6 protein-coding genes and 1 pseudogene are annotated in these 6433 nt (G+C 68.4%); 5 read left to right on the forward strand and 2 right to left on the reverse strand.

Going from position 1 to position 6433, the window contains the following annotated elements; translation table 11 throughout:
• Positions 1–417: 417 nt before the first annotated feature.
• Complete coding sequence (locus tag ACWD3E_RS40500) at positions 418–1014, reverse strand: hypothetical protein (RefSeq protein ID WP_451392480.1); 597 nt, start codon at positions 1012–1014, stop codon at positions 418–420.
• Between the two features lie 309 nt (positions 1015–1323).
• Between ACWD3E_RS40500 and ACWD3E_RS40505 the strand changes: the two genes are divergently transcribed.
• Both ACWD3E_RS40505 and ACWD3E_RS40510 read left to right on the forward strand, forming a co-directional pair.
• Positions 1324–1473, forward strand: a complete 150-nt coding sequence (locus ACWD3E_RS40505) for a hypothetical protein (RefSeq protein ID WP_451392481.1) — start codon at positions 1324–1326, stop codon at positions 1471–1473.
• 840 nt (positions 1474–2313) lie between these two features.
• Complete coding sequence (locus ACWD3E_RS40510; protein ID WP_451392482.1) at positions 2314–2829, forward strand: hypothetical protein; 516 nt, start codon at positions 2314–2316, stop codon at positions 2827–2829.
• 68 nt (positions 2830–2897) lie between these two features.
• Here the strand turns inward: ACWD3E_RS40510 and ACWD3E_RS40515 are convergent, their stop codons facing one another.
• On the reverse strand, positions 2898–3296 hold the full coding sequence (locus tag ACWD3E_RS40515) for a MerR family transcriptional regulator (protein WP_451392483.1): 399 nt from the start codon (positions 3294–3296) through the stop codon (positions 2898–2900).
• A gap of 46 nt (positions 3297–3342) precedes the next feature.
• On the opposite strand from ACWD3E_RS40515, the gene ACWD3E_RS40520 reads away from it, so the two are divergent.
• The 3 genes and pseudogenes from ACWD3E_RS40520 to ACWD3E_RS40530 all read left to right on the forward strand — a co-directional run.
• Positions 3343–4713 (forward strand): MFS transporter, encoded by a 1371-nt coding sequence (locus ACWD3E_RS40520; protein WP_451392484.1) that lies wholly within the window; start codon positions 3343–3345, stop codon positions 4711–4713.
• A gap of 691 nt (positions 4714–5404) precedes the next feature.
• The gene (locus ACWD3E_RS40525; RefSeq protein ID WP_451392485.1) at positions 5405–5557 is read left to right on the forward strand and encodes a hypothetical protein; all 153 of its coding nucleotides are present in this window, start codon (positions 5405–5407) and stop codon (positions 5555–5557) included.
• Between the two features lie 90 nt (positions 5558–5647).
• Positions 5648–6433 (forward strand): annotated as a pseudogene (locus ACWD3E_RS40530) (IS5 family transposase); the annotation flags it as partial.

Here is a 6433-nt window from a genome sequence, read left to right on the forward strand (position 1 = left end):
GGGCATTGCACGAGAACCAGCGACATGGCGGTTGCCCACACCGCGTCGCTCGCCAGCGGCATCCCCAGACCCGGCGAGCACCAACGCCCTCGACACTCAGCGCCCATGGGCTGCGCGGTCCTCGACTTCACGACATCCCGGCGTTGGGTACACCCAAGCCTGGACCGCGGTGGCAGCGGCGCTCAACGCCAGGACCAGGCGGTTACGACAACCGCAAACCGACTGATCGGTGCACAGTCGAACGATCCGCCGCGTCGTCCATAAGATCGTTCACGCAACTGCGGTCAGAACCAATTTCACGAGTTCTCATCAGTGCGCGCCCTGGCCCTCGTCATCCCGCCGGGTGGCGCGGCGACTTCGGGAGCCGTCCCGCCGGGCGGGCCCTGCGAGTCCGGCCGCGTCTGGGGCGCGGGCGGGTCAGGTCCGTCGGCGGAACAGGCCGCGGAGCTTGCCCGGCTCCTGGTCGCGGTCGTCCTCTGGTTCCGGCGGTGCGGCGGCGGGCTGGCGGGCAGCTTCGGCGGCGGCCTCCTGCCGGGCGGCGGCGACGTCGTCGGCGTGGCAGCTCCCGCACGCGGACAGGTCGCCAGCCTTCCATGCGCCGCCGCGCACCGTGGTCTCCTCCCATCGTTCGTCGGTGAACTTCGCCCCACACCGTGCGCACACCGGCCGCCGCGCTTCCCGCTCCGCGACCTGGCGCCGCTCCTCTTCCGCGTCGGCCTGCGCGGCCTGGCGGCGGAACAGGGTGTCGCCGTCGGGGTTGTCGAGTGCGGCCGTCAGCGTCTGCTCGCCCGTCCGTCCCAACCGTCGCCACACCGTCGCGTCCGCGCCGTGCTCCTGGAGCTGCTCCAGGGTGGTGACGAGGACGGGCACGGCCTGGCCGTAGTCGAGGGCAGTAATGCCCCGGCGGAAGGTGTCGTACCGGCGCGGCGCCCAGTAGCGGCGGTCGGCTCTCTCCAGCACGGCGACCGTGTTGGCGACCTTCGCGGCTGTGGTGTCCGCGAACACGAACGCCACCGGCGGAACGGAAGGCCCTCCCGGCCGGTCGGCGGGTAGATCCGGCGCCACAGCCTCTTCTCGTGGCTGATGTGCTCAATCGCGTCCGGCCGGGAGCGGGCCAGGTACACCGGTGCTTGTCCGCCTCCGGCGGCAGCAGCCGGCCCCACTCCCAGTACCGGCGCAGCTTGTGCACGAGCTCGTGGGCGTGCTCGGTGCGGCGATCGATCTCCAGCAGCAGGACCGGCACTCCGGCCTCCGGCGCCCGCACCACCAGGTCGGCCCGCTGGACGTATCCGTTGCCGCGACCTCCGTGGTGGAGCCGAGTCGATGGCCGATCCCAGCGCGGTGGAGTTCGGCGGCCGTCGAGGTGACCGCCGCGGCGTGGTCGTCGTAGCCGTTGCCGAACAACTCCCCGGTGTCCGGGTCGTACTCCTGCTTGCGCAGCACCGAGACCCGTATGCCCTTCGGCTCCAGTAGCTGCTTCGCCTCGCGGTGTCCTCGGGCGGTGAGAACCCATACCTGTCGCTGGTCGCCCTGGACCGATTCGATCCTCACCAGGTGGTGGTCCTCCAGATCCAGGAGGTTGTCCCGTGTGAGCTTGTCGTGCTGGTTGTCCGGTCGGTCAGCTTCCACAACTGATCGGGCGTAGCCCTCTGAAAGATCCCCAGCGCTTGCAGCAGTTCCCTGCGTCGAGGTTCGGTCGAAGTCCTCCTGTGCTTGGGACTCCTTTGGACATGAGGGTTGTCGGACCTGCGGCGACCCCCTGTCCGCCGGGTTTGACCCGGGAAAACGCCCGGTCCTTGGTGACGGGGCGCGGAGGGGGTGATGGAGGGGGCTACGGAGGGGGCCTTCCGGGCCTGGACAAGGGGCTGCTCAGGCTCGCCGTTGGTGCTCGCCACAGGGTGCTCCTGAGTGCTGGGCGGGCCTATCCCGCCGTGCACCTTCTACAGGTTCGGTTTTCGGCTCTCGTGTGACGCCGATCTTGGAAAACCCCTCCGTCGTGACCGCATCGTGATCAACCGGCAGGGGAGAGATTTCTCCCCTGGTCGGCGGCGAGCCCTGTCCACAGGGCAACTCCCCCAGCATCAGCTCCGAAGCCGCCGCGATCAGCCAGGCCACCGTTCCCTTCGGCAGCTGCGAAGAGCCGAGCAACGTCCAGGCGGGCGGCGGCGCTTGTCCTTTCCGGTGGCAGTGCGGAGGATGTGATCACTTCCGCACGGACGCGTCCTATCTGCCGGAACTGGGGATGCCTCACGTCCGGCAACCCTCCCCCAACCTTCGACTGGAGCGACCATGACCGCGTAGACCGCGGGAATCGTGCAGGCCCGGCACACGGACACCGCCCGCCGCCGAGAACGCGTACTCAAGGCGCTGGACGCCGCGGTCCAGGCGCAGGACGACATCAGCGTGTCCGGCAACGCCCGGCGAGCAGGTGTCGACCGCACCTTCCTCTATCGCCATCCCGACCTCCTCAGCATGATCCAGACCCAAGCGGCGGAGCCGCATCCTCCCGGCCCGGAGACGTTGAGCCGCCCCTCGCTGATGGCCGACCTCGCCAACGCGCAGGATCGAAACACCCGCTTGGCGGAGGAGAACCGTCTGCTGCGTGAACGGCTGTCCGTAGTCCTCGGCGAGGAAATCTGGCGCGAGGCCGGACTGGGCGATGCGACGGCGAACACCGACCAACTGCAGTCTCACATCACCGAGTTGGAGCAAGAGGCGGCCGAACTGCGACGACGGCTCGAGGAGTGCAAGGGAGACCTCGGCGCGACCCGATCCGTCAACCGTGAGTACACGGCTCGACTCAACGGACCACTCACGTCTTCGAGTTGATGCGGCAGACATGGAGGGCGATGCCGGACGGCGTCGCCCTCCACGGTGGGTCTGCCGCGCACTCTTCCTCAGACGTCGTCTCCGGCCGTGCTGGAGGAGAGAAGCTGGCAGCTGTCGAAGTTCATGCACCCGCAGGCGAGGCAGTCGGCCACGGCATTCCGCAGAGCCTGCGTCTCCTGGATGAACTGATCCAGCTCCGGGATCTTCCGCTCGGCGAGCGCTCGCCATTGCCGGGTGGCGCCCCGGTCTGGAGCGGTGTCCAGCAACTGGCCGATTTCGGCCAGCGTGAACTTGGCTCGCTGCGCCATTTTGATCAGCGCGATCCGCCGCACCGTACTTGCTGGATAGACGCGCCGGCCTCCGACTCGCCGGGCGGACGGGAGCAAGCCGATGCTCTCGTAGTAACGCAAGGCCGAGGGTCGTATCCCTACCTGCCGCGCGAGGTCCCCGATGCCCAGCTCCCGCACTGAACCCCCTTGACTTCAAGCGAGCTTGAACCATCAGTCTGACCACGTGACTCTTCCAACCACAACTCGTCTGCTGCCGCGGACCTATCAACCGCTGTTCTCCCACCTCGAGTTCCGGCGGCTCCTGCCGGCACTGGTGGCCTCAGACATCGGTGACGGAATGAGCATGGTCGCCGTTGCTTGGCTGGCCGTTCTGATTGCCCCGCCCGGTCAGTCCGGCCTGGTCGTCGGAGCTGCCGTTGCCGCGTATGCCCTTCCCGGAGCTGTCGGCGCGCTGGTCTTCGGCCGTTGGCTGCGTCGCCTGCCTGCCCAGCGCCTGCTGGCCGCCGACGGGTGGCTGCGCGCTTCACTGCTCGGTTGTGTTTCCTTGGCCTGGGCCGCGGGAGTGTTGCACCCGGTTCTGTACGTCGTCCTGCTGGCGGGTTCATCGGTCCTGCATGCATGGGGAAGCGCGGGAAAATACTCCTTGCTCGCCCAGATGCTGCCGCCCGACCAACGGCTGGCCGCGAACGCTCTGGTGAGTGCCAGCGCATCGGCGTCTGTCGTCATCGGTCCCGCACTTGCCGGATTCCTGGCGACAGCCATCAGCCCGGCCTGGATCATCGGCCTCGACGCCGTGTCGTTCGGCGTCCTTGCCCTCCAGGCCGGGCGACTGGGCAGCACGGCCAAAGCCGTGACAACGGCTGGGCCGATCGACACCGGCCGATCGGCCGCCGGCCGGCACCTGTTGCGCCGACAGCCCGAACTTCTCGGCGTTCTCGCACTCACGTGGTTCTTCAATTTCCTCTACGGACCCGTCGAGGTCGCGTTGCCCCTGCATGTCACCGATGATCTTCACTCGGGTGCGGGTCTTCTCGGTCTGTACTGGACCCTGTTCGGGGTGGGTGCCGTTGTCGGCGGCCTGGCTGCAGGCGCCTTGCGCAAGCTCCCGCTCTGGCCGGTGACTCTGGGCATCGTGGCAGGCTGGGGCCTGATGCTCCTACCCTTCGGACTGGGCGGGCCTGTCACCGTATCCCTCGCCTGCTTCGCTGTGGGCGGCGTGATCTACGGACCCTTCACAGCACTGTCTTTCACGCTCTTCCAGGACCGCACGCCGACGACCTGGCTGACCACGGTCCTGGCCGCTCGAGGTGCCGCTCTTCTCACCGCCTCACCAGTGGGCACCGCGCTCGGCGGCCCCCTCGTCGCAGCCATGGGGCCCCGGCAGGTGCTCGCTGCTTCGGGAGGCGCGACGCTCGCGCTTGCCGTCGTCGCCGTCGTGGTGAGACTCTGGGCAAGCACCGGGCGGATTCGAGAGTCCTGCGGTCTCCTCCTGTGCGGACTGGGAGCAGCTCGGCAACGCCGACCCTGGCGCCGGCCCGCAGCAGTTGACGCATCCCCGTCCGCAGATCGGGGAGGAAGCCGCGCAGTGCGGTGATCACCGCCAGCAGCGCAAGCAGATCGTTCGTCACGGGACCTCTGTCCTTCCTGCTAACACAGCATCAACTCGCCTGTCCTGAAAGGCGGATATCGCTGGAGGGCGCATCGGTGAGCCCTCGGACGCAGCATTACGGACCAGGGCACCCAAACGCGCAGGACCAGCCCGATCAATTTCTGACACAATGTGATCAGCCCATCACGCGCAGCCGAGACTCATGCCCCAAGTTACCGGCCAGTCACCGGCAGTGACCTGGACGCACGCCCCTCCCATGCCCTCGAAGCGAACCGAGCCGATCCGCCCCAACCACCGCTCTGCCGCCCGGACTTGTGGCCGACATCCCAACGGATGAAACGTTTCATCCACTGAACGGGGTGGGGCGATGAACCGCAGCGCCGGCGGGGCGGAAAGCCTGACGACGTGCGTCGGGGCACCGGACTTCCTCGGTGTAGTCGATACCGAGCTCACGGGGTGCCGCCAGCGCGGAGCTCCCGCTCAGCCGCCGTGAGCCGGCGGCCCGCAGCGAGCCGGCCGCCCAGGAGTCGAACGGTCACGGCAGCGCGGGCTCGCCGGCTACCGCGAACTCGCCGGCGAGAAGAAGTGGCCGCCGCTGCTGTGGTCGTTCCAGACCGGCTACCACCTCTGCGAGGACGCCGACGAGCTGGAGGAATGGGAGCGGCACTGGGCCGAGGTGAAGGCCACGGAGATCGGCGGCGTGATCGAGGGGATCCTGGCACCGCACGCACGGCTCTTCCTCAAGAGCCGCTGGATCAGCTACGTCGAGGCCCAGATGAACGCCATCCAGAGTTCGCTCGACATGATCGCCCACCCGCAGAAGCAGTGACCCGAAGCGGTGACTTGCACCTCAGCGAAGGAGACCGGGGCCGGTCCCGCCTGTCCGCACACACTCCCCGGGGCCGGCCCCTCCCCCGCCATGCGTGAACGCCGCTATCCCTCGGACATGACGGATGCCGAATGGGCTCTCATCGAGCCTCTTCTCCCGGTTCCCGCATGTCGGACCTCGTCGGGCGGCCGCCCGGAGAAGTGGCCCCGTCGGGAGATCGTCGACGGCATCCGCTACCTCGTCGACAACGGGATCAAGTGGCGCAGCATGCCCGCCGACTACCCGCCCTGGCGCACGGTCTACGGGTTCGCCCGCAGATAGGCCGCCGCCGGGGTCCTCGGTGTCATCCGTGACCAGCTGCGCCGCCGCATCCGCCTCGCCGCGGGCAAGACGCCCCAGACCGCCTCGGTGATCGTGGACTCGCAGTCCGTCAAGGCGTCCGAGACCGTCAGCAGGCGACTCGGGGGTGGGACGGCGGGAAGCTGATCAATGGCAGGAAGCGGCACATGATCTGTGACCATCGCAGTCTCGTCCTGCTGGTCATGGTCACTCCCGCCGATGCCCAGGACTCCCTGGTGGCACGGGAGTTGCTGTTCCGCCTGGCCCTGCTGCACCCGGAGATCGCCATCGTCTGGGCCGACTCCGCCTACGCCAAGACGGGCTGGTGGAGTGGGCGAAGAAGTACCTCGACATCACATCAAGACGGTGCGCCGCCCGCCGGAGGCCAAGGGCTTCGTCGTGCTCCCGCGCAGGTGGGCCTTGGACGGGGCTGGTCATGGATCATGAGGGCCCGCCGGCACTGCCGCGACCACGGACGCCTGCCCGAGATGAGCGAGTCGCTGATCACGTGGGCCGCCATCACGCTGATGACCCGCC

Source organism: Streptomyces sp. NPDC002676 (assembly GCF_053592455.1).